This is a genomic window from Streptomyces sp. Ru72, assembly GCF_002920635.1.
Taxonomy (GTDB): domain Bacteria; phylum Actinomycetota; class Actinomycetes; order Streptomycetales; family Streptomycetaceae; genus Streptomyces.
Genome location: NZ_PQSR01000031.1, coordinates 24,383 through 46,209 on the forward strand (window position 1 = coordinate 24,383; position 21,827 = coordinate 46,209).

At 71.5% G+C, this 21,827-nt stretch carries 19 protein-coding genes; 14 read left to right on the forward strand and 5 right to left on the reverse strand.

Features of this window, described 5'->3' with window-relative positions:
• The first annotated feature begins 293 nt into the window (after positions 1-293).
• The 8 genes from C3488_RS17005 (at position 294) to C3488_RS17035 (ending at position 8,838) form a co-directional block, all read left to right on the forward strand.
• On the forward strand, positions 294-617 hold the full coding sequence (locus tag C3488_RS17005; protein ID WP_103840287.1) for a plasmid stabilization protein: 324 nt from the start codon (positions 294-296) through the stop codon (positions 615-617).
• Positions 618-651: 34 nt separating this feature from the next.
• On the forward strand, positions 652-1,350 hold the full coding sequence (locus C3488_RS17010) for an endonuclease V (RefSeq protein ID WP_103840288.1): 699 nt from the start codon (positions 652-654) through the stop codon (positions 1,348-1,350).
• A gap of 62 nt (positions 1,351-1,412) precedes the next feature.
• Positions 1,413-1,568, forward strand: a complete 156-nt coding sequence (gene mmpA / locus C3488_RS40560; RefSeq protein WP_181139055.1) for a morphogenic membrane protein MmpA — start codon at positions 1,413-1,415, stop codon at positions 1,566-1,568.
• Positions 1,569-1,765: 197 nt separating this feature from the next.
• On the forward strand, positions 1,766-2,959 hold the full coding sequence (locus tag C3488_RS17015; RefSeq protein WP_103840289.1) for a CaiB/BaiF CoA-transferase family protein: 1,194 nt from the start codon (positions 1,766-1,768) through the stop codon (positions 2,957-2,959).
• A gap of 3 nt (positions 2,960-2,962) precedes the next feature.
• On the forward strand, positions 2,963-4,177 hold the full coding sequence (locus tag C3488_RS17020; RefSeq protein WP_103840290.1) for an acetyl-CoA C-acetyltransferase: 1,215 nt from the start codon (positions 2,963-2,965) through the stop codon (positions 4,175-4,177).
• Between the two features lie 67 nt (positions 4,178-4,244).
• A complete protein-coding gene (locus C3488_RS17025) occupies positions 4,245-6,425 on the forward strand; it encodes a 3-hydroxyacyl-CoA dehydrogenase NAD-binding domain-containing protein (protein ID WP_103840291.1) in 2,181 nt (726 codons plus the stop codon).
• Between the two features lie 268 nt (positions 6,426-6,693).
• Entirely contained in the window at positions 6,694-8,160 is a 1,467-nt protein-coding gene (locus tag C3488_RS17030; RefSeq protein WP_103840292.1) for an amino acid permease, read from the forward strand.
• A gap of 204 nt (positions 8,161-8,364) precedes the next feature.
• On the forward strand, positions 8,365-8,838 hold the full coding sequence (locus tag C3488_RS17035; protein ID WP_103840293.1) for a hypothetical protein: 474 nt from the start codon (positions 8,365-8,367) through the stop codon (positions 8,836-8,838).
• A 28-nt stretch (positions 8,839-8,866) separates the two neighbouring features.
• Here C3488_RS17035 and C3488_RS17040 read toward each other — a convergent pair whose 3' ends face one another.
• On the reverse strand, positions 8,867-10,360 hold the full coding sequence (locus tag C3488_RS17040) for a M1 family metallopeptidase (protein ID WP_103840294.1): 1,494 nt from the start codon (positions 10,358-10,360) through the stop codon (positions 8,867-8,869).
• A gap of 216 nt (positions 10,361-10,576) precedes the next feature.
• Between C3488_RS17040 and C3488_RS17045 the strand changes: the two genes are divergently transcribed.
• From C3488_RS17045 to C3488_RS41590, 4 genes are all read left to right on the forward strand, one after another.
• Positions 10,577-12,535 (forward strand): Xaa-Pro dipeptidyl-peptidase, encoded by a 1,959-nt coding sequence (locus C3488_RS17045; protein ID WP_103840295.1) that lies wholly within the window; start codon positions 10,577-10,579, stop codon positions 12,533-12,535.
• A gap of 130 nt (positions 12,536-12,665) precedes the next feature.
• Positions 12,666-13,688 carry an oxidoreductase gene (locus C3488_RS17050; RefSeq protein ID WP_103840296.1) on the forward strand — a complete coding sequence of 341 codons (1,023 nt, stop codon included), beginning with the start codon at positions 12,666-12,668 and terminating at the stop codon, positions 13,686-13,688.
• A gap of 48 nt (positions 13,689-13,736) precedes the next feature.
• On the forward strand, positions 13,737-15,377 hold the full coding sequence (locus C3488_RS17055) for an ABC-F family ATP-binding cassette domain-containing protein (RefSeq protein ID WP_103840297.1): 1,641 nt from the start codon (positions 13,737-13,739) through the stop codon (positions 15,375-15,377).
• 9 nt (positions 15,378-15,386) lie between these two features.
• On the forward strand, positions 15,387-15,743 hold the full coding sequence (locus tag C3488_RS41590; RefSeq protein ID WP_258053466.1) for a hypothetical protein: 357 nt from the start codon (positions 15,387-15,389) through the stop codon (positions 15,741-15,743).
• Here the strand turns inward: C3488_RS41590 and C3488_RS17065 are convergent.
• From C3488_RS17065 to C3488_RS17070, 3 genes are all read right to left on the reverse strand, one after another.
• Positions 15,659-18,022 (reverse strand): Tex family protein, encoded by a 2,364-nt coding sequence (locus C3488_RS17065; protein WP_103840298.1) that lies wholly within the window; start codon positions 18,020-18,022, stop codon positions 15,659-15,661. The genes C3488_RS41590 and C3488_RS17065 overlap by 85 nt on opposite strands.
• Positions 18,023-18,155: 133 nt before the next feature.
• Positions 18,156-18,281 carry an LPFR motif small protein gene (locus tag C3488_RS41595; RefSeq protein ID WP_258053467.1) on the reverse strand — a complete coding sequence of 42 codons (126 nt, stop codon included), beginning with the start codon at positions 18,279-18,281 and terminating at the stop codon, positions 18,156-18,158.
• Positions 18,282-18,334: 53 nt separating this feature from the next.
• Complete coding sequence (locus C3488_RS17070; RefSeq protein WP_103840299.1) at positions 18,335-19,201, reverse strand: hypothetical protein; 867 nt, start codon at positions 19,199-19,201, stop codon at positions 18,335-18,337.
• A gap of 113 nt (positions 19,202-19,314) precedes the next feature.
• On the opposite strand from C3488_RS17070, the gene C3488_RS17075 reads away from it, so the two are divergent.
• Positions 19,315-20,268 (forward strand): GlxA family transcriptional regulator, encoded by a 954-nt coding sequence (locus C3488_RS17075; protein ID WP_103840300.1) that lies wholly within the window; start codon positions 19,315-19,317, stop codon positions 20,266-20,268.
• A gap of 11 nt (positions 20,269-20,279) precedes the next feature.
• Complete coding sequence (locus tag C3488_RS17080; RefSeq protein WP_103840301.1) at positions 20,280-20,915, forward strand: DJ-1/PfpI family protein; 636 nt, start codon at positions 20,280-20,282, stop codon at positions 20,913-20,915.
• Here C3488_RS17080 and C3488_RS17085 read toward each other — a convergent pair.
• Entirely contained in the window at positions 20,902-21,651 is a 750-nt protein-coding gene (locus tag C3488_RS17085; protein ID WP_103840302.1) for an enoyl-CoA hydratase/isomerase family protein, read from the reverse strand. The genes C3488_RS17080 and C3488_RS17085 overlap by 14 nt on opposite strands.
• Between the last annotated feature and the right edge of the window lie 176 nt (positions 21,652-21,827).

A 21,827-nucleotide genomic window follows, 5' to 3' on the forward strand; every position in this document is an offset into this window, starting at 1 on the left:
GGCTGGACGGGCTTCTGTGACGGCTGGGCGGACTTCGGGCGGATGAGGCCAGGCACTTGAAGAGACGATGGAATCGGCCGATCCGTGCACATGAAATACGAGTGACCTCTGTCACCGAGTCCATGCCACCGGACGGTGCACGGTGAGGGCGATCACTCCGGTGTCCCGCGCTCTGCGAGACACCGGAGAGGACACCGCGCACACGCGTAGGGTTCCCGGGCGGACGTCGACGGTGAACCGCGGCGAAGGGGGGTACTCGTCGGGCACCCGGATCCGGAGAGGAAGTGACGGTCATGCCACGCGGCTCGAGCCCCAAGCGGGAACGTCAGTACGAGCACATAAAGGAAAGCGCGCGCGACCGCGGGGAGAGCGAGGGACGCGCCAAGGTGATCGCGGCGCGGACCGTGAACAAGGAGCGCGCCCGTTCCGGTGAGTCCAAGACCGCGAGCCGCACGTCCACCCAGGACAAGTCGTCCGCAAAGCGCGGTGGACAGCGCGCGGGCAAGGGCTCCCAGGGGCAGACGTACGACCAGCTGTACGAGGAGGCCAAGCGGCGCAACATCCGCGGCCGCTCGGACATGAACAAGAGCGAGCTGCAGCGCGCGCTGGGTAAGTGACGGCGGGCCGCGGGGTCGTACGCTCGTCACCACCATGACCACCGTACGCACCCCCGCGGGCTGGCCCGCGACCGAAGAAGAGGCTCGTGCCGTGCAGGACGAGCTGCGCGGCCGGGTGATCCTCGACGAACCGGGGCCGCCGCCCGGGGCCGGCCCCGTGACGGGGGTCGACGTCGCCTACGACGACGAGCGCGGCGTGGTCGCGGCGGCGGCCGTCGTCCTGGACGCGGCCACTCACACCCCTCTCGCCGAGGCCACGGCCGTCGGTGAGGTCTCCTTCCCGTACGTTCCCGGTCTGCTCGCCTTCCGTGAGATCCCCACCGTCCTGGCCGCGTTGGAGGCACTGGACCGCGAACCCGGGCTCGTCGTCTGCGACGGCTACGGCCTCGCCCACCCGCGCCGTTTCGGTCTGGCGAGCCACCTCGGCGTCCTGACCGGACTGCCCACGATCGGCGTCGCCAAGAACCCGTTCACCTTCACCTACGAGGACCCCGGGACCGAACGCGGCAGCAGGAGCCCGCTTCTCGCGGGCACCGAAGAGGTCGGCAGCGCTCTGCGCACACAGGCGGGCGTCAAGCCGGTGTTCGTCTCCGTGGGGCACCGCGTCGGCCTCGGCGCCGCCTGTGCGCACACTCTCGCGCTCGCCCCCGCGTACCGCATCCCCGAGTCCACCCGGCGCGCCGACAGGCTGTGTCGGCGCGCCCTCCAGGAGGCGGTCGGGTCCGCGACCTGAGTACGTCGCCTGAGTACGCGTACGGATGTGACCGCCCCGCCGTGATCGGCAGGGTGGGGCGCATGACGACACACCGTGCGCCCAAGACCGTGAGTCACCCCGTCCACCCCGCCCAGCCCGTCGAGCGTGCCGTGACGGCCGCTCTGCTGCTCGCCGTTCTCGCAGGGCTCGCCTGGATCGTCGGAATGGTCGTCACGGTCCTCGAGTGGGGGGCCTGACGCCGGGCCGGTGACGGCCCGCCCTCGCGCCGTTGTCGGTGGTTGCGGCTACCGTGAGACGAGAATGCGTATACGGAGAGTACACGCTCGGGCCCCCCGCTTGACTAAGCGCTTGCTCGATCGGATAGTGCCCGTACTGGAACACGTTCTCAACATCACCGATGTCGCATCGGGTGTGTCACGGAGCTGGGGGCCGGATGGCAGTGGCAAGGACGCCGGGGCGGGGCCCCCTCGCCGGCGTGCGCGTCGTCGAGCTGGCCGGCATCGGACCCGGTCCGTTCGCCGGCATGCTGCTCGCCGACCTCGGCGCCGACGTCGTCCGCGTGGACCGGCCGAACGGCTCCGGGCTCGCCATCGACCCGGCGTACGACGTCACCAACCGCAACAAACGCTCGGTGATCGTCGACCTGAAGACAGGCGAGGGCCCGGCCCGCGTCCTGGCCCTGGCCGAGCGCGCCGACATCCTCATCGAGGGCTACCGTCCGGGTGTCGCGGAACGCCTCGGCGTCGGTCCGGAGACCTGCCACGCCCGCAACCCCCGGCTCGTCTACGGCCGGATGACCGGCTGGGGCCAGGAGGGTCCCCTCGCCCCGCGCGCCGGACACGACATCGCCTACATCGCGCTCACCGGCACGCTCGGCATGATCGGCACCCCGGACGCGCCGCCCGCGATCCCCGCGAACCTCGTCGGCGACTACGCGGGAGGTGCGCTCTACCTCGTCGTCGGCGTTCTCGCCGCCCTCCACCACGCCCGCGCGACCGGAACCGGCCAGGTGGTGGACGCGGCCATCGTCGACGGCACCGCACACCTGTCCTCGATGATCCACGGCATGCTCGCCGCCGGGGGCTGGCAGGACCGGCGCGGGGTCAACCTTCTCGACGGAGGCTGCCCGTTCTACGGCATCTACGAGACGGCCGACGGCCGGTACATGGCGGTGGGCGCCCTCGAGCAGCAGTTCTACACAGAGTTCGTGGAGCTGCTGGGCATCGCGGACCGGGCCCCGGCCCGCAAGGACGTCGCCCGTTGGGGTGAACTCCGGGAGATGGTCGCGGCCCGCTTCAAGACCCGCACGCGCGACGAGTGGACCGCCGTCTTCGAAGGCTCCGACGCGTGCGTGGCGCCGGTCCTGTCGCTTAGGGAGGCGCCGGCACACCCCCACCTCGCCGCCCGCGGCACCTTCACCGACCACGGAGGCATCACCCAGCCGGCGCCCGCCCCCCGTTTCTCGGTCACCCATACGGCGGTGCACGGCGGGCCCGCCCAGCCCGGCGCCGACACCGGGGACGTCGCCCGCGACTGGGACGTGCCGCGACTCCTCGGAGCGGCGACCGACGAAGCTTTCGACCCTCCTGAGCCGCGCCTGCCCGGCCGACCCTCCTCGAAAGGCTGACAGTTGAGCACCGAAGCGTACGTCTACGACGCGATCCGCACCCCGCGCGGGCGCGGCAAGGCCAACGGCGCCCTGCACGGCACCAAGCCCATCGACCTGGTGGTCGGGCTCATCCACGAGACCCGGCGGCGTTTTCCCGATCTCGACCCCGCCGCGATCGACGACATCGTGCTCGGTGTGGTGAGCCCGGTCGGCGACCAGGGCTCCGACATCGCCCGGATCGCCGCGATCGCCGCCGGACTGCCCGACACGGTGGCCGGCGTCCAGGAGAACCGCTTCTGTGCGTCCGGTCTCGAAGCGGTCAACCTGGCCGCCGCGAAGGTCCGCTCGGGGTGGGAGGACCTGGTGCTCGCGGGCGGCGTCGAGTCCATGTCCCGCGTCCCGATGGCCTCGGACGGCGGCGCCTGGTTCGCCGACCCGATGACCAACATGACCGTCAACTTCGTGCCGCAGGGCATCGGCGCCGACCTCATCGCCACCATCGAGGGCTTCTCCCGCAGGGACGTCGACGAGTACGCGGCGCTCTCCCAGGAGCGGGCGGCGGCGGCCTGGAAGGACGGCCGCTTCGACCGCTCCGTGGTCCCGGTGAAGGACCGCAGCGGACTCGTCGTCCTCGACCACGACGAGCACATGCGGCCCGGCACGACCGCCGACTCGCTCGCGGGGCTCAAGCCGTCCTTCGCGGACATCGGCGAACTGGGCGGCTTCGACGCGGTGGCATTGCAGAAGTACCACTGGATCGAGCAGATCGACCATGTCCACCACGCGGGCAACTCCTCCGGCATCGTCGACGGCGCGGCCCTCGTCGCCGTCGGGTCGAAGGAGGCCGGCGAGCGGTACGGGATGCGGCCCCGGGCCAGGATCGTGTCCGCGGCGGTCTCCGGCTCCGAGCCGACGATCATGCTCACCGGTCCCGCGCCCGCCACCCGCAAGGCCCTCGCCAAGGCCGGGCTGACGGTCGACGACATCGACCTCGTCGAGATCAACGAGGCGTTCGCCGCGGTCGTGCTGCGTTTCGTCAAGGACATGGGGCTGTCCCTGGACAAGGTCAACGTCAACGGCGGCGCCATCGCGCTCGGTCACCCGCTCGGGGCGACCGGCGCGATGATCCTCGGCACGCTGGTGGACGAGCTGGAGCGGCAGGACAAGCGGTTCGGGCTGGCCACGCTGTGCGTGGGCGGCGGCATGGGCATCGCGACGATCGTCGAGCGCGTCTGACCTTCCCAACGGATCGAACGGATCGAACGGATCCCCACGGATCCGACGGACCTTACGGAGCACCCCGATGAGCACAGAGTCCACCACCATCCGCTGGGAGCAGGACGACACCGGCGTCGTCACCCTCGTCCTCGACGACCCGAACCAGTCCGCGAACACCATGAACCGGGCGTTCAAGGAGTCGATCGCGGCGATCGCCGAGCGGGCCGAGGCCGAGAAGGAGTCCATCCGCGGCATCATCTACACCTCCGCGAAGAAGACCTTCTTCGCGGGCGGCGACCTCAAGGACATGATCAAGGCCGGCCCGGAGGACGCCCGGCAGGCGTTCGAGACCGGTGTGGCGATCAAGAACTCCCTGCGCCGTATCGAGACCCTCGGCAGGCCGGTCGTCGCCGCCCTCAACGGCGCCGCCCTCGGCGGCGGTTACGAGATCGCGCTCGCCTCCCACCACCGCATCGCCCTCGACGCCCCCGGCTCCAAGATCGGCCTTCCCGAGGTCACCCTGGGTCTGCTCCCGGCGGGCGGCGGTGTCACCCGCACCGTGCGCCTGATGGGCATCGCGGACGCCCTGCTGAAGGTGCTGCTCCAGGGCACCCAGTACTCGCCCCGGCGCGCGCTGGAGAACGGTCTGGTCCACGAGGTGGCGGCCACCCCCGAGGAGATGATGGCCAGGGCCCGCGCCTTCATCGACGCCAACCCCGAGTCCCACCAGCCGTGGGACAAGCCCGGCTACAAGATCCCGGGCGGTACGCCGTCCAACCCGAAGTTCGCCGCCAATCTGCCCGCCTTCCCGGCCAACCTGAAGAAGCAGCTGAACGGCGCCCCCTACCCGGCTCCGCGGAACATCCTGGCGGCGGCCGTCGAGGGCTCCCAGGTCGACTTCGAGACCGCCCTGACGATCGAGGCGCGCTACTTCACCGAACTCGTCACCGGGCAGACCGCGAAGAACATGATCCAGGCGTTCTTCTTCGACCTCCAGGCCGTCAACTCGGGCGCCAACCGCCCGGGGGGCATCGAACCGCGCCAGGTCCGCAAGGTGGCCGTCCTCGGCGCCGGCATGATGGGGGCGGGCATCGCCTACGCGTGCGCCCGCGCGGGCATCGAGGTCGTCCTGAAGGACGTCTCCCTGGAGGCGGCCGTCAAGGGCAAGGGCTACTCCGAGAAGCTGTGCGCCAAGGCGGTCGCCAAGGGGCGCACGGCCCAGGAGAAGGCGGACGCGCTGCTCGCCCGCATCACGCCCACCGCCGAGGCCGCCGACCTCGCGGGCTGCGATGCCGTCATCGAGGCCGTGTTCGAGGACCCGGCGCTCAAGCACAAGGTGTTCCAGGAGATCGAGAACGTCGTCGAGCCCGACGCGCTGCTGTGCTCCAACACCTCCACCCTGCCGATCACGGCGCTCGCCGAGGGTGTGGAGCGGCAGTCCGACTTCGTCGGACTGCACTTCTTCTCGCCGGTGGACAAGATGCCGCTCGTCGAGATCATCAAGGGGAAGCGGACCGGCGAGGAGGCGCTGGCGCGCGCCTTCGACCTGGTGCGGCAGATCAACAAGACGCCGATCGTGGTCAACGACTCGCGCGGCTTCTTCACCTCCCGGGTCATCGGCCACTTCATCAACGAGGGCGTCGCGATGGTCGGCGAGGGCGTCGAGCCCGCGTCCGTCGAGCAGGCGGCGGCCCAGGCGGGCTACCCGGCGAAGGTGCTGTCCCTGATGGACGAGCTGACGCTGACGCTGCCCCGGAAGATCCGCAACGAGACGAAGCGGGCCGTGGAGGAGGCGGGCGGCACCTGGACAGCGCACCCGGCGGAGGCCGTCATCGACCGCATGGTCGACGAGTTCGGCCGCACCGGGCGCAGCGGCGGCGCCGGGTTCTACGAGTACGGCGAGGACGGCAGGCGCGGCCGGCTGTGGCCGGGCCTGCGGGAGCACTTCACCAGGCCCGGGTACCGGATCCCGTTCCGGGACATGCAGGAGCGCATGCTGTTCTCGGAGGCGCTGGACACCGTCCGGCTCCTCGAGGAGGGCGTGCTGACGTCGGTGGCCGACGCCAACATCGGGTCGATCTTCGGAATCGGCTTCCCCGGCTGGACCGGCGGCGTCCTGCAGTACATCAACGGCTACGAGGGAGGCCTGCCCGGCTTCGTGGCCCGCGCCCGGGAGCTGGCCGAGCGGTACGGCGAGCGGTTCACGCCGCCCGCGCTGCTCGTGGAGAAGGCGGAGAAGGGGGAGCGGTTCACCGACGCTCACTGAGACGGTGAACGACGGCCGCTGAGACGGCGGGGGACGGGGCCAGGAGTCCCGCAGCGGTTCCCCGCCGTGCCTTTATGACCACTCTGGGGCGCCCATGTGGTGAACATGTGAGAAGTCCCGCTCTGTGACGTGGGCCATCGCATGGAAATCTGCCTCTGCGAGAAGGTGAGCCCTTGGTCTGTGCCGCGTCAGGGGTGGCCGGACCGAGCCCCATCCGGAAACCCGCGCACCACCCCAGCGCCGGGCGTACCAGAGAGTAGATCCACTCGTGAGCAAGGACGCCGTGAACACGGCCGCGGTCGCATCCCGCACCGATGCCACCCGGGCGCCCGCGGACGCGGGCGACGCCGGTTACAGCAAGGACCTCAAAGCCCGCCACATCAACATGATCGCGATCGGCGGCGCGATCGGCACCGGACTCTTCCTCGGTGCCGGAGGACGGCTGCACAACGCGGGTCCTGCCCTCGCGCTGGCGTACCTGGTCTGCGGCGTCTTCGCCTTCTTCGTCGTGCGCGCCCTCGGCGAGCTGGTCCTGTACCGGCCGTCGTCCGGGTCGTTCGTCTCGTACGCGCGAGAGTTCCTCGGTGAGAAGGGCGCGTACGTCGCCGGCTGGATGTACTTCCTGAACTGGTCGACGACCGGTATCGCCGACATCACCGCCATCGCGCTCTACACCCACTACTGGAGCTTCTTCACCTCCGTCCCGCAGTGGGTGCTCGCCCTGATCGCCCTCGCGGTCGTGCTGGCGGTGAACCTGATCTCGGTGAAGATCTTCGGCGAGATGGAGTTCTGGTTCGCGATCATCAAGGTCGCCACCCTGGTGGCCTTCATGTTCGTCGGCATCTTCCTGCTGGCCACGCGGCACGAGGTGGACGGGCGTACCCCCGGTCTCGGCGTGATCACCGACCACGGCGGGATCTTCCCGCACGGGCTCATGCCCGTCGTCCTGGTGATGCAGGGCGTGATCTTCGCCTACGCGGCCCTGGAGCTGGTGGGCGTCGCCGCGGGTGAGACCGCGGAGCCCGAGAAGGTCGTGCCGCGCGCGGTGAACTCGATCATGTGGCGTGTGGGTCTGTTCTACGTCGGCTCGGTGGTCCTGCTCGCACTGCTGCTGCCGGGTTCGGTGTACTCCGGGGACGAGAGCCCCTTCGTCACCGTGCTGTCGAAGATCGGCGTCCAGGGCGCGGGTGACGTGATGAACCTGGTCGTCCTCACCGCCGCGATGTCCTCGCTGAACTCCGGCCTCTACTCCACCGGCCGCATCCTGCGCTCCATGGCGATGGCCGGCTCGGCGCCGAAGTTCACGGCGAGGATGAACCGCAGCCAGGTGCCCTACGGCGGCATCCTGCTGACCTGCGCGGTCTGCGTGATCGGCGTCGGCCTGAACTACTTCGTGCCCAGCCAGGCCTTCGAGATCGTGCTGAACGTGGCCTCTCTCGGGATCGTCAGCACCTGGGTGATCATCATGATCTGCCACCTGGTCTTCGTCCGCCGCGCCCGGGCGGGCCACGTCACCCGGCCGTCCTTCCGGCTGCCCGGCAGCCCGGTCACGGAGATCGCGACGATCGTCTTCCTGCTGGTCTGCCTCGGCCTGATGTGGAACGACCCCGAGGTCGGCCGCAAGACCCTGCTGCTCATCCCTGTCATCGCGGCCCTGCTCGTCGGCGGCTGGTTCGCGCTGCGCCGACGGATCGAGGAGGCCACGAACCGGGAGCTGACCGACCTCACGAAGTAGCAGGCCCCGCGGCCGGCACCTGGTCCCGTGGGGAACCCGCGGCGCGCCGGTCCGCGGCTGGTCGACGAACGGCTCGTGCGGCGGGGGATGCCGGTGACGGTGTACGGCCACGGGGACCGAGGGCTGGGGAGCGAGCGATGACTTTCGGTCAACCTCGGCGCAGACCTGCGTTGGTTCGCGCGTATGCGCGGGTAAGTCCCGGACATGGATCTCATCCCGTATCCGATAGGTCCCCTCAACCCCGGACTCCAGGACGTCCTCGCCGCCGCTCTGCTGTTCGCCGTCGTCTTTCTCGTGGTCACCCGGCTGCTGCGACGCATCGACCGGGTCCTTCAGGCCCGTGAGGACGCGATCACAGGCACCGCCGCCCGCGCCGACGACATCCGCGCCCGCGCCGAGGCCGAACGCGAGGCGGCCCGGGCGCTGCTCGCCGAGGCGGGTCACGACGCCGCCCGCATCCGGCAGCAGGCTCACGAGGAGGGCGTCGCCCTGATGACGAGGACCCGCGCCGAAGCGGAGCGGGAGCGGGACGCCCTGATCGCCCGGGGGCGCGCCCGGATCGAGTCCGACCGTGCCATGGCCGAGGCCGAACTGCGCGTCTACGTCTCCGAGCTGGCCTCGGATCTGGCGAGCCGGATCGTGGGCGAACCGGTCGCGGCCCCGGTGGAGCAGGGCTGAGCTGCCCCACTCCACCGGGGCGGGGCGCTCACCCGGAGTGCACGGCGTTCGTCGCCGCGATCTTCTTCCAGGACTTCGGCTGTGCCACGTCGGCCGAAGCCGGTGCGACGGACGCGGCGCGCGCCGCCGGTGCCGCCGGCTTGGACGGCTGGAACAGCCAGGTGTCGAAGAGCGCCCCCAGCGGCTTCCCGGACACCTTCTCCGCGTACGCCTGGAAGTCGGCGACCGAGGCGTTGCCGTACGCGTGCTCCTTCGGCCAGCCCTTCAGGACGGCGAAGAACGCGTCGTCCCCGATCTCGTTCCGCAGCGCCTGGACGGCCAGCGCACCCCGGTCGTAGACCGCGATGTCGAACTGGTTGTCCGGCCCCGGGTCACCCGGCTTCACCGTCCAGAAGGTGTCGTCGGCAGGGTGTGTGGCGTACACGTAGTCCGCCAGCTCCTGCGTCGTGCCCTCGCCCTCGTGCTCCGACCAGAGCCACTGCGCGTACCGCGCGAAGCCCTCGTTGATCCAGATGTCCTTCCAGCCCTTCAGCGACACGTCGTCGCCGTACCACTGGTGCGCCAGCTCGTGCACCACGACGGAGGTGTTGGAGCCGTTCGCGAACTGCTTGGGGCTGTAGTACACCCGGGTCTGTGTCTCCAGCGCGTACCCGGTGGTCGTGTTCGGCACGTAGCCGCCCGCCGAGCTGAACGGATACGGCCCGAAGTAGCCGCTGAGCCAGTCGACGATCTCCCCGGTGCGCTCCACGCTCGCCCGCGCGGCCCCGTCGTTGTCGCCGAGGTCCTTGCTGTAGGCGTTGACGACCGGGACACCGCCGTCCGAGGTGCCCGTCGTGATGTCGAACCTGCCGATCGCGAGGGTGGCGAGATACGTGGCCTGAGGCTTGTTCTCCCGCCAGTTGTAGCGGGTCCAGCCCAGTCTGGAACTCGTCGACTGCAGCGTGCCGTTGGAGATCGCCTGCGTGCCGTCCGGCACGGCCACCGACACGTCGTACGTCGCCTTGTCACTCGGGTGGTCGTTGCTCGGGAACCACCACCACGCCGACTCGGGTTCGTCCGCGGCGACCGCGCCGTCCGGGGTGCGGTGCCAGGTGGTGAAGCCGTACGCGCTCTTGGCGGACGGCACGCCGCTGTAGCGGACCACGACGGTGATCGGCGTGCCCTTCGGCAGCGGGGCAGCGGGCGTGACCACCAGCTCGTGCTGGCCCGAGGGGGTGAAGGACGCCTTCGCCCCGTTCACCCGTACCTCGCTCACATCCAGCAGGAAGTCCAGGTCGAACCGGGACAGATCCTGTGTCGTCCGGGCCAGGATCGTCGCCGTGCCCTGCAACTCGTCCGTCTTCGGCTGGTACGTCAGCCGCAGGTCGTAGTGGGAGACGTCGTATCCGCCGTTGCCGTAGTACGGGTAGTAGGGATCGCCGATACCCGGGGCACCGGCCTGGTAGGAGGCCGCCGATGCCGGGATCGCCAGCAACAGGGAAGCCGCCGCGAGTGCGCCCGGGGCGATGAGTCTGCGGTGCACGAGAACTCCAAGTCGTAGGGGCACGAGGTCTGTTGTGTCCGGACCCTATTCAGACCCCGCATGCCCCGGCATGTCCATGGCACCCTCTGTCACACGATCGCCATCCGGCCGACATGAGCCACCCACGTCCACCCGGCCCCACCGGCCTCGCCGGGGTCCGACTGTCCCTCAGATGCCCTCTTCTGCACGCGAGTTGATGCAGGTACCGTCCCGCGCATGCGGATCACCACCCCCCTCAGAGCCTTCAGGCCGCTCGCGGCAGCGGCCGCCGCCGCGCTCCTGGCGGTCTTCCTCACCCCGTCGGCCGCCCACAGCGCGCCCCGGGAGAGCCGGCCCGTCTACTCCTACGAGAACGCCATCCGGGAGTCCGTCTGGGTGGACACCGGCCTGGACGGCGACGGCGACGGGAAGTCCGACCGTGTCGCCGCCGACATCGTCCGGCCCCGCGAACCCGCGGCCCAGGGCCGCAAGGTCCCCGTCATCATGGACGCCAGCCCCTACTACTCCTGCTGCGGGCGCGGCAACGAGAGCCAGAAGAAGACCTACGACGCCGGCGGACACGTCGTCCAGATGCCGCTCTTCTACGACAACTACTTCGTCCCGCGCGGCTACGCCTTCGTCGGCGTCGACCTGGCCGGAACCGATCGCTCCGACGGCTGCGTGGACGTCGGCGGCCGCTCCGACATCCAGTCCGCCAAGGCCGTGATCGACTGGCTCAACGGCCGGGCCAGGGCCTACACCACCCGCACCGGCACCAGGCCCGCCACGGCCACCTGGACCAACGGCGCCACCGGCATGATCGGCAAGAGCTGGGACGGCACCATCGCCAACGGAGTCGCCGCCACCGGCGTCAAGGGCCTGAAGACCATCGTGCCCATCAGCGCCGTCTCCTCCTGGTACGACTACTACTTCGCCAAGGGCGCTCCCCTGTACGACTCCGGCCCCGACTGGCTGTCCGACTACGTCGAGAGCCCCGACGCCCGCGCCAAGTGCGCCGCCGTACAGCGCAAACTCGTCGACGGCGCGCCCCGCAACGGTGACTGGACACCGCTGTGGACCGAACGCGACTACGTCAAGGACGCGGGCAAGGTCCGCGCGAGCGTCTTTCTCGTGCACGGCATGCAGGACCTCAACGTGCGCACCAAGCACCTCGGCCAGTGGTGGAACGCCCTCGCCCAGCACGGCGTCAAGCGCAAGATCTGGCTCTCGCAGACCGGGCACGTGGACCCCTTCGACTACCGGCGCGCCCAGTGGGTGGACACCCTGCACCGCTGGTTCGACCACGAACTCCTCGGCTACCGCAACGGCGTCGACCGCGAGCCCATGGCCGACATCGAACGCCACCCCGACCAGTGGGTCACCTCCACCGCCTGGCCGCCCCGCGACACGGCCACGACCACGCTGCGGCCCGGCCACGGCGACCGGGCCGGCGTCGGCACGCTCGGACTGGGCTCCGGCACCGGCACCGGCACCGAGACCTTCACCGACGACCCGCGGCTCAGCGAGACCGACTGGGCCGCGCACATCGACCGGTCCACCCCGGACAAGGCCGGGTTCGTCACCCCGCCGCTGTCGAAGGACCTGCGTATCTCCGGCTCCTCCACGGTGACCGTCACCGTCACGCCCACCACCTCCTCGGCCCACCTGTCCGCCGTGCTCGTCGACCTTGGCCCCGACACGATCCGCGACTACGCCGACTCCGCGGAGGGCATCACCACGCTCACCGACCGCACCTGCTGGGGCGCGAGCACGGCCGGCGACAGCGCCTGCTTCAAGGTCACCCAGGCCAAGAAGACGGACGTCACCTCCACGGTCTTCAGCCGAGGCTGGGCGGACCTCGGCCACTACGCCTCGGACGCCAAGGGCGTCCCGCTGACGCCCGGCAAGCCCTACACGATCACGCTCGACCTGGCCGCGACCGACCACGTCGTCCCGAAGGGCCATCGGCTGGCCCTGATCGTCGCCGGCACCGACAAGGACCTCATCGACCCTCCGTCCACCACGCCCACCCTGACCGTCGACCTGTCCCGCACGGCGGCCCGGGTGCCGCTCGTCGGAGGGGCCGCGGCGTTCGCGGGCGCCACCTCCGGGGCGACGCCGGCCACTGCCGCGCCCACCACGCCGTACGGCCTGCGGAGCCCGCACAGGGTCCACCGCATCCCTGACGGCAGCTGACGGCGGCGCACGGCATCCGACACCACCTCCGGCGGCCGGGCCCACGGCCCGGCCGCCCCCGCCCGCCGGGTGCGCCGACGAATCCGTCCTGCCGTGCTCACATCACTCGCCGGGTGGGGATACTCACGGCATGTCTGCCGAATACGCGACCTTCGGCCTGGCGCCGGCGATGCGGGCCGGTGCCGTCCTCACCGGTGGTGACTACGCAACGCACCGGGACTTCGTGGACTTCCTCGTCGACGGACGCCCGCTGCTGCACCGGCTCTCCGACCTGGACGCCGTCTCCCCGCTGGCCTCCGACATACCGCCCGCGATCTTCACCGCGCAGGTGCGGGGGCTGCTGCTGGAGACCGGGGCGCCGCTGCCGGGCGGCCGGTACGTCCTCTACGGCTGCCCCGAGTGCGAGGACCTGGCGTGCGGAGCGGTCACCGCGGTCATCGAACGCGACGGCGACGACTACATCTGGCGGGACTTAGGCTGGCAGACCGGCGACACCGCCGATCTGGAACTCAACGGCTACCACGGCATCGGCCCCTTCCGCTTCCACGGCTCCCAGTACCGTGCCGCGCTCGGTGCGCTGCTGGACGGCGGCGCACCAGCGCCCCGACGCCGCGTGCTGCTGATCGGCGCCCGTGTCGCCGTGCTCGCCAAGCTCGCCGCCGCCCTGCGCACCATCGGCATCGGTGCGGACATCACCCGCGACGCGACCGGCGTCCCCGCCGAGGAACTTCGCCAGTACGGTGCGGTCGCCTTCGGCCGGGCGGTCACGGCGGACGAACGGGCCGCCGTACGCCGCTCCTTCGAGGACGCCGGGCTGGACGTGGCCCACGTCGACGGACTCGCCCCGATCGTCCCGCTTCTCGTCGCCCAGATCGAACAGGCGCTGGACCGCGCCCCGGTGCGGCAGCGCCGACTGACGGGCCTGGCCGCCACCGACGGCGCGGCTTACGTGGAGGTCGCCTCCGCCTGCCGCGTCCGTCTCACCGCCCACCGACTCGACCGCCTCTACCGCACCCACACCAGCGAGGTCTTCGACGGCACCCTGGAGCCGGGCCGTCACCGTATCGCCCTCGACCCCAAGGTGGTGAAGGGCGAGGCGTTCCTCGTGGCGCGGACCTCGGGAAATGTCCTGGTGGCGCCCGTGGCGCGGTGAGAATTCTGGCGCGGGCGGCACCGGGCGGCCGTTAGGATCGGCGGTCTGATGACTGCCACCCTCGTCGCCAAGAACCTCGCCGCCGGGCACGGCGACCGCTCGCTCTTCACCGGGCTCGACCTGGTCGTCGCGCCCGGAGACGTGATCGGGCTCGTCGGTGCCAACGGCGCCGGCAAGTCCACCCTGCTGCGCATGCTCGCCGGGCTGCTCACCCCCGAGCAGGGCGAGCTGCGGCTGTCCCCGCCCACCGCGACGGTCGGGCACCTGCCGCAGGAGCCGGAGCGCCGGCCGGGGGAGACCGTACGGGAGTTCCTGGCCCGCCGCACGGGCGTCGCCGACGCCCAGCGCGCGATGGACGAGGCCACGCAGGGGCTCGTCGACGCGGCGCCCGGCGCGGACGACGCCTACGCGGCGAGCCTGGAGCGCTGGCTCGCCCTCGGTGGTGCGGACCTCGACGAACGCGCCGAGGAGGTCGCCGACTCCCTGGGCCTGGGTGTCGGCCTGGACCAGCAGATGACGTCCCTGTCCGGCGGGCAGGCGGCCCGCGCCGGCCTCGCCTCGCTGCTGCTGTCCCGCTACGACGTCTTCCTGCTCGACGAGCCCACCAACGACCTCGACCTCGACGGCCTGGAGCGGCTGGAGCGGTTCGTCAGCGGGCTCCGCGCCGGGACGGTGGTCGTCAGCCACGACCGGGAGTTCCTCACCCGCACGGTCACCAAGGTCCTGGAACTCGACCTCGCGCAGCGGCAGATCAACCTCTACGGCGGTGGATACGAGGGATACCTCGAGGAGCGCGAGCGGGCCCGCAGGCACGCCCGCGAGGAGTACGAGGAGTACGCGGAGAAGAAGTCCGCCCTCCAGGACCGCGCCCAGATGCAGCGCGCCTGGATGGAGAAGGGCGTCAAGAACGCACGCCGCAAGGCGAGCGACAACGACAAGATCGGCCGCAAGTTCCGCAGTGAGGCCAGCGAGAAGCAGGCCGCGAAGGCCCGGCAGACCCAGCGCATGATCGAGCGCATGGAGGTCGTCGAGGAGCCCCGCAAGGAATGGGAGCTGCGGATGGAGATCGCGTCGGCCCCCCGCTCGGGCGCGGTCGTCGCCACGCTGCGGGACGCGGAGGTACGGCGCGGCGACTTCACCTTCGGCCCGGTGTCCCTCCAGATCGACTGGGCGGACCGGGTGGCGGTGACGGGCGCCAACGGCGCGGGCAAGTCCACGCTGCTCGGCGCGCTCCTCGGCCGTGTCCCGCTGGACGCGGGTCACGCCTCCCTCGGCTCGGGCGTCCTGGTCGGCGAGGTCGACCAGGCCCGCAAGCTGTTCCACGGCCCGGAGTCCCTGCTGGACGCGTTCCGCGCCGCGGTCCCCGACACCGAGCCGGTCGAGGTCCGCACCCTGCTCGCCAAGTTCGGCCTGAAGACGGACCACATCCTGCGCCCGGCGGCGACCCTCTCCCCGGGCGAACGCACGCGTGCCGCGCTGGCGCTGCTCCAGGGCAGGGGGGTCAACCTGCTGGTCCTGGACGAGCCGACGAACCACCTGGACCTGCCGGCCATCGAACAGCTGGAGTCGGCCCTGGACTCCTACGAGGGCACCCTGCTCCTCGTCACGCACGACCGCCGGATGCTGGACGCGGTACGGGTGACACGCCGCCTGGAGGTGGCGGACGGCAAGGTGACGGAACACCGGTGACCGCGTCGGGTGATCGGCTCGTTTCCCGACGCGTACCACACCTTCACCGGCATGGCCGACCGGATGGTCGCCGGGATGCTCACCACGCCGGCGGAGATCCGCGAGGCGATCACCGCCCTCACCGACCTCGGCGCCGACGAGGTGATGCTCCACTGCTACGCCTCGACCCGGCCCGGGTGGACCGCCTGGCCGACACCCTGTGACGATCTGGTCCCGCTCGGCCCGGCCGGAGTGGAACACGGGCCCGGTCCCTGCGGTGCAGCAGGGCCGGGCCCGGCACCTCAGCGGCGGCCCGGCTTCTGGTCGAGCAGGCCTGCCCGGCGCAGGGCGTCCGCCATCGCGCTGTTGGCCGGCGGGGGCGTCTGACGGGCGCCCGTGCCCTGGCGACTCTGGCGCTGCTGCGGGGGACGCCCGCCGCGCTGCCGGGCGCCGCCGGAGGGCTGTCCCTGCGAAGCCGCCTCGTCGTCCAGCCGCAGCGTCAGCGAGATCCGCTTGCGCGGGATGTCGACGTCCAGGACCTTCACCTTGACGATGTCACCCGGCTTCACCACGTCCCGCGGGTCCTTGACGAACGTCTTGGACATCGCGGAGACGTGCACCAGACCGTCCTGGTGGACGCCGACGTCGACGAAGGCGCCGAACGCGGCGACGTTCGTGACCACGCCCTCCAGGACCATCCCGGACGACAGGTCGGAGATCTTCTCCACACCCTCCTTGAAGCTGGCCGTCTTGAACGCGGGCCGCGGGTCGCGCCCCGGCTTCTCCAGCTCCTTGAGGATGTCGGTCACCGTCGGCAGACCGAACGTCTCGTCCACGAAGTCCGACGCCCTCAGCGAGCGCAGCACCGCCGTGTTCCCGATCAGCGACGCCACCTCCTGCCCCGTCGTCTTCACCATGCGCCGGACCACCGGGTACGCCTCGGGGTGCACGCTGGAGGCGTCCAGCGGGTCGTCGCCGCCCCGGATCCGCAGGAACCCCGCGCACTGCTCGTACGCCTTGGGCCCGAGCCGCGCCACGTTCTTCAGCTGGGCGCGGGACGTGAACGGGCCGTTGGCGTCCCGGTGCGCCACGATGTTCTCCGCGAGCCCCGAGGAGATGCCGGAGACCCGGGCGAGCAGCGGAGCCGACGCCGTGTTGACGTCCACGCCCACGCCGTTCACACAGTCCTCCACCACCGCGTCCAGCGAGCGGGACAGCTTCACCTCGGACAGGTCGTGCTGGTACTGGCCGACGCCGATCGACTTCGGGTCGATCTTCACCAGTTCGGCGAGCGGGTCCTGCAGACGGCGGGCGATGGAGACCGCGCCACGCAGCGACACGTCCATGTCCGGCAGCTCCTGCGAGGCGAAGGCGGAGGCGGAGTACACCGATGCGCCCGCCTCGGACACCATCACCTTCGTCAGCTTCAACTCGGGGTGCCTGGTGATGAGTTCACCGGCGAGCTTGTCCGTCTCGCGGGACGCCGTGCCGTTGCCGATCGCGATCAGCTCGACCGCGTGCTCCTTGGCCAGCCGGGCCAGCTTGGCGATCGCCTCGTCCCACTTGTTGGCAGGGACGTGCGGGTGGATGACGTCCGTGGCGACCACCTTGCCGGTCGCGTCCACCACGGCCACCTTCACGCCCGTACGGAAACCGGGGTCCAGGCCCAGCGTCGCGCGCGTGCCGGCCGGGGCGGCGAGCAGCAGGTCGCGCAGGTTGGCCGCGAAGACCTTGACGGCCTCGTCCTCGGCCGCCGTGCGCAGCCTGAGCCGCAGGTCGATGCCGAGGTGCACCAGGATGCGGGTGCGCCAGGCCCAGCGGACCGTGTCCAGCAGCCACTTGTCGGCGGGGCGGCCGCGGTCGGCGATCCCGAAGCGGTGCGCCACGATCCCCTCGTACGACGACGGGCCGTCCGTCGGCTCCTCCGGTTCCAGGACGAGGTCGAGGACCTCCTCCTTCTCGCCGCGCAGCAGGGCGAGGACCCGGTGCGAGGGCAGCTCGGTGAAGGGCTCGGCGAAGTCGAAGTAGTCGGCGAACTTGGCGCCCGCCTCCTCCTTGCCCTCCCGCACCTTGGACGCCAGGCGCCCACGCACCCACATCCGCTCGCGCAACTCGCCGATCAGGTCGGCGTCCTCCGAGAACCGCTCGGTGAGGATCGCCCGCGCGCCGTCCAGCGCGGCCTGCGCGTCCGGCACCCCCTTGTCGGCGTCGACGAACGCGGCCGCGGCGGCCAGAGGCTCCACCGTCGGGTCGCCGAGCAGGCCCTCGGCAAGCGGCTCGAGTCCCGCCTCGCGCGCGATCTGCGCCTTGGTGCGCCGCTTCGGCTTGTAGGGGAGGTAGATGTCCTCCAGGCGTGCCTTGGTCTCCGCGCCCCGGATCCGCGCCTCGAGCTCCTCGGTGAGCTTGCCCTGCTCGCGCACCGACTCGAGGATCGCCGTGCGCCGCTCCTCGAGCTCACGCAGATAGCGCAGCCGCTCCTCGATCGTGCGCAGTTGCGCGTCGTCGAGCATCTCGGTCGCTTCCTTGCGGTAGCGGGCGATGAAGGGCACCGTCGAGCCGCCGTCCAGCAGCTCGACCGCGGCCTTCACCTGCCGCTCCCGTACGCCGAGCTCCTCGGCGATCCTGCCTTCGATGGACCCTGCTCCGAGGGACCCGGGTGTCGTCACGATCCCGTACCGCCTTCTCCACTGAGGTTGCGCGGCAATTGTGGCAGGTCGCACCGACAACGGGGGCGCAAGGGCACGAGCACGGGGCGGCGCCGTCCGCGCCGCCCCGTGGGCTGGGAGTCCTCGGGCCGGTTCAGGCCCGGCGGGCGGAGCCCGAGGCCCCGCCGAACAGCCGGGCCAGTGCCCGGAACGGCAGGGTCACGACGGTCGCGACGGCGCCGCCGATCTGGCGAAGTACGTCTGCGATCGCACGGAACACAAGCTTCCCCTTTCGTCTCCCGGTGTGGATCACCGGGTGACGAACCGGGTACCTCATCCCTTGCCGATCATGCCCTCCGGGAAGGCCCCGGCCGCAAGAGCCCTGGTCAGCATGGTGCCCGCGAGATCCGTCAGCCGTTCGACGCCCGCGGCGCCGAGGTGTTCGTAGGGTGCCCGGTCAAGGCGGTCGGTCTCCGCCTCGATCTCCCCGCGCAGCGCGGTGCCCGCCTCGGTCAACTGGCCGTCCGCACCGAGCAGTCCACGCTCACGCAGCCGCCCGCACGCCGCGTCCCAGTCCTCGCGGCTCCAGCCGCGCGTGCCGAGCGCCCACTTGGGGGACATCCCCTTGCCGGTCGCGGTGTGCGTCACCAGCGCCTCGACCGGATCGAGGTCCGCGGCCAGCAGCACCGCGAGATGGCCGTCACCGCGGTGCTCCCGCAGCAGTGTGGCCGCGTGCCAGAACGCCAGATGCGGTTCGTCGGGCACCGGCAGATCGGCGTGCGCGGCGTACAGCGGGCGCGCGTGCCGGGTGCACGCCTCGGTCGCGCGCAGCGCGAGTTCCGCCGCCTCGGCCATCTCCTTGGCGGCGACGGTCTCCTCGCCCAGCAGCCGCCGCAGCGTCGCGTCGACGGCACGCGCGCGTGCCGCGAGCACCACCCGGGGGGACGCCGTCTCCCACACGGCGGGCACATGCCGTGCCACCAGCCCGGGGTGGAAGTTGAAGAACGCGGCCGTCACCACCCCCGCGCCCACGGCCCCCATCGCGGCGGCCCGCACTGCGAAGTAGGCGGCCCTGCTGTCGGACACGCCCACGGCGGTCAGTTCCCGGTTCAGATCCGGCGAGAAGTAGTGCGTCGAGTGCAGCGGATTGATCACATTGTGGCAGCGCCGCCCGGCGCGCTCCGGCAGGGAAGAGGTCATGACCGGCAGGTTACCGACTGGTCGGTACGTCGAGAAGCGCAAGGCCGGGTATGGCAGGAAAGGTGGGATCCTCGTCGTTGCGGCCATGTCGCCCACCGCCAAGAATCGACGGCATGCGCACCCTCCTGGTCGTCCTCTTCGACGGCGTGCAGAGCCTTGACGTCACCGGCCCGGTGGAGGTCTTCGCGGGCGCCGAGCTGCGCCACCCCGGGGCCTACCGCCTCGCCACCGCCTCCCTGGACGGCGGCCCGGTCCGCACCTCCAGCGGCCTCACGCTGGCCGCCGACCACGCCCTCTCCGACGCGCCCGCACCGCACACTCTGATCGTTCCCGGCGGCCAGGGCAGTCGGCACCCCGATGAGCGCCTGCTCGACTGGCTGCGGGAACACGGCCCCCGCGCCGACCGCCTGGTCTCCGTCTGCACCGGTGCCATCCTGCTCGCCCGCGCGGGCCTCCTCGACGGGCGCCGAGCCACCACCCACTGGGCCTACTGCGACACGCTGGCCCGCCACCATCCGGAGATCGAGGTCGACCCCGACCCGATCTACGTGCGCGACGGACACGTCGCCACCTCCGCCGGCGTCACCTCCGGCATCGACCTCGCCCTGGCTCTCGTCGAGGAGGACCTCGGCCGTGGCACCGCTCTCGCCATCGCCCGCCACCTGGTCGTCTTCCTGCGCCGCCCCGGCGGCCAGGCCCAGTTCAGCGCCCAGCTCGCCGCCCAGACCGCGCAGCGCGAGCCCCTGCGCGAGGTCCAGCAGTGGATCAGCGAGCATCCGGACGGCGACCTCACCGTGGAGGCGCTCGCCGCCCGCGCCCGGCTGTCGCCCCGCCACTTCGCCCGGGCCTTCCAGGCCGAGACGGGGGTCCCTCCGGGCCGCTATGTCGACCGCGTCCGCCTCGAACACGCCCGCCGTCTGCTGGAGGACACCGGCGACGGCGTGGAGGAGATCGCCCGCGCCAGCGGCTACGGCACCCCGGAAGCCATGCGGCGCGCCTTCGTCAAGGCCCTCGGGGCCTCCCCGGCGGAGTACCGCCGCCGGTTCCGCCCCGCCACCACCCTCTGAAAGGGACCTTCGTGCAGATCGCCATGGTCGTCTACGACCGCTTCACCGCCCTCGACGTCGTCGGGCCCTACGAGATCCTCAGCCGCCTGCCGGACGCGCGCGTCGACTTCGTCGCCGAGCGGCCGGGCGCCGTCCGCACCGACACGGGATTCCTCGCCCTCACCGCCGACAAGGCCCTGCGGGAGGTGCCCCGCCCCGACGTCGTCGTGGTGGCGGGCGGCCCCGGCACGCTCGCGCAACTGGAGAACGAGGCCCTGGCGGAGTGGCTGCGCGCGGCCGACGCGACCAGCGCCTGGACGACCTCCGTGTGCTCCGGGTCGCTGCTGCTGGCGGCCGCCGGCCTGCTGCGCGGACGGCGGGCGACCAGTCACTGGGTCGCGCTCGACTCGTTGCGCCAGTACGGCGCCGAGCCCACCGGGCAGAGGGTGGTCTTCGACGGCAAGTACGTCACCGCAGCCGGGGTCTCCTCGGGCATCGACATGGCGCTCGCCCTGGTCGGCAGGATCGCCGGCGACGAGCACGCCCAGGCCGTGCAGCTGCTGACCGAGTACGACCCGCAGCCGCCCTACGACGCCGGATCGCCCGGGAAGGCGCCCGCGCATCTCGTCGAGGAGTTCCGCGCCTCCAGCCGGTTCAGCCTGACGTAGTCCAGGTGAAGCGCGGTGTGCGGCGCTCCAGGAACGCGGCGACGCCCTCCGCGGTGTCGCCGCTGCCGCGCGCCTGCTCCGTCCAGTACGCCTCGCGGTCCGTGCGGCCGTTCGCGAACTCCTTGGCCGCGGCCTGCGTCAGCTGCGAGCGGGCGGCCAGGACGCGGTTGAACTCGGCGATCCGCTTGTCCAGTTCGCCCTCGGGCAGCAGCTCGTCGACGAGACCGGTGCGCAGCGCCCGCCCGGCGTCGATCAACTCGCCCGAGAACAGCAGGTACTTGGTGGTCGCCGGGCCGACCAGCGCGGCCAGCCGGCGGGTGGCGGAGGCCGGGTAGACGATCCCCAGCTTCGCGGGCGTCACCCCGAACAGCGCACCTTCCTCGGCGAACCGCAGATCGCAGGCGGCCGCCAGCTGGGCGCCGCCGCCCACACAGTGCCCGCGCACCGCGGCCAGCGTCGGCGCGGGGAAGGCGGCCAGCGCCTCCTCCGCGAGCACGGCCAGGCGCTGCGCCTCCTCGGGGGAGTCCTGGAGAGTGGAGATGTCGGCGCCCGCGCAGAACGTCGCGCCCTGCCCGGTCAGCACCAGTACCCGGACCGTGGGGTCGGCGGCCAGGGCGTCGAGCAGCGGCGGCAGCGCCTCCCACATGCCGGCCGTCATGGCGTTCCGCTTGGCCGGATGGTGGATGACGACGGTCGCGACCCCGTCGGCGACGCGGTGCAGCAGCTGGGGCTCCATACGCCGGATGCTATCCGCAGCCGCCGAAGGCTCGGCGAACGCCTACAACCCGAAGAGTTCGCAAGGTGGCGCGGCAAGGAGCAGGAGCGGTCACACAACTGACCGTGTCATACGCCAATGGTCAGATGTCGTCGATACCTGCTGACTTGTGTTCAGTCTTTCGGGACGGACCGGCG

Bases quoted from the DNA above. Each gene is read 5' to 3' on its own strand.
- C3488_RS17005 (WP_103840287.1), top strand. From the start codon at position 294: ATGCCACGCGGCTCGAGCCCCAAGCGGGAACGTCAGTACGAGCACATA.
- C3488_RS17010 (WP_103840288.1), top strand. From the start codon at position 652: ATGACCACCGTACGCACCCCCGCGGGCTGGCCCGCGACCGAAGAAGAG.
- mmpA (WP_181139055.1), top strand. From the start codon at position 1,413: ATGACGACACACCGTGCGCCCAAGACCGTGAGTCACCCCGTCCACCCC.
- C3488_RS17015 (WP_103840289.1), top strand. From the start codon at position 1,766: ATGGCAGTGGCAAGGACGCCGGGGCGGGGCCCCCTCGCCGGCGTGCGC.
- C3488_RS17025 (WP_103840291.1), top strand. From the start codon at position 4,245: ATGAGCACAGAGTCCACCACCATCCGCTGGGAGCAGGACGACACCGGC.
- C3488_RS17035 (WP_103840293.1), top strand. From the start codon at position 8,365: ATGGATCTCATCCCGTATCCGATAGGTCCCCTCAACCCCGGACTCCAG.
- C3488_RS17045 (WP_103840295.1), top strand. From the start codon at position 10,577: ATGCGGATCACCACCCCCCTCAGAGCCTTCAGGCCGCTCGCGGCAGCG.
- C3488_RS17050 (WP_103840296.1), top strand. From the start codon at position 12,666: ATGTCTGCCGAATACGCGACCTTCGGCCTGGCGCCGGCGATGCGGGCC.
- C3488_RS17055 (WP_103840297.1), top strand. From the start codon at position 13,737: ATGACTGCCACCCTCGTCGCCAAGAACCTCGCCGCCGGGCACGGCGAC.
- C3488_RS17070 (WP_103840299.1), bottom strand. From the start codon at position 19,201: ATGACCTCTTCCCTGCCGGAGCGCGCCGGGCGGCGCTGCCACAATGTG.
- C3488_RS17075 (WP_103840300.1), top strand. From the start codon at position 19,315: ATGCGCACCCTCCTGGTCGTCCTCTTCGACGGCGTGCAGAGCCTTGAC.
- C3488_RS17085 (WP_103840302.1), bottom strand. From the start codon at position 21,651: ATGGAGCCCCAGCTGCTGCACCGCGTCGCCGACGGGGTCGCGACCGTC.